This window comes from Chromohalobacter sp. HP20-39, from assembly GCF_033052815.1.
Classification (GTDB): Bacteria; Pseudomonadota; Gammaproteobacteria; order Pseudomonadales; family Halomonadaceae; genus Chromohalobacter.
Map to the genome: position 1 here is coordinate 1 of NZ_JAWHTP010000104.1, position 524 is coordinate 524.

Below are 524 nucleotides of genomic sequence, written 5' to 3' on the forward strand. Positions count from 1 at the left end.
GAAGACCACCACCGGCATACCGACCGCCAAGCGCGAGAGGCTTTCGCTGGTGCCCTTGAACAGCATGGGCAGGGCCTGCTCGCGCAGGCTGCTGGCGGCCCCGACGAAGCTCAGCGGCACCTTCTGACCGCCTACTGCGAGTGCAGCACCGGCCAGGTTCTGTGCCATTGCCGGATCGTAGGCAAGCGCCTCGATGCGCAGTTGGGTCGGATCGACCACCTCAAACACCAGTTCGCGCGCATCCACGACCTGCCCGGCAACTGCGGGGCTGGATGCGATGACGCCGCTGACTGGGGCCTTTAGTACGTCCCTGCCGGCGAGGCCCCCGCTCAAGGCGCGGGCGCGTTCGGTCAGGCTGTTTACTTCGCTTTCGGCTGCTTCGATCTCCTTGCGGGGCACGGTCTCCGACAGCTCGCGCAGCCGGGCCAGGCGCTTCTGCGCGAGCGCTTGGCCCGCACGCAGCTCGGCAACCTGGGCCATCTGGCCTGAGCGCTCCAGCACACCGCTGGCCGGTTCGATGTAAG

At 67.7% G+C, this 524-nt stretch carries 1 protein-coding gene; it reads right to left on the reverse strand.

The features are described from left to right. Positions 1–524: HlyD family secretion protein (locus RVY79_RS17145; protein ID WP_317465678.1), on the reverse strand; the 524-nt coding region annotated here is incomplete at both ends.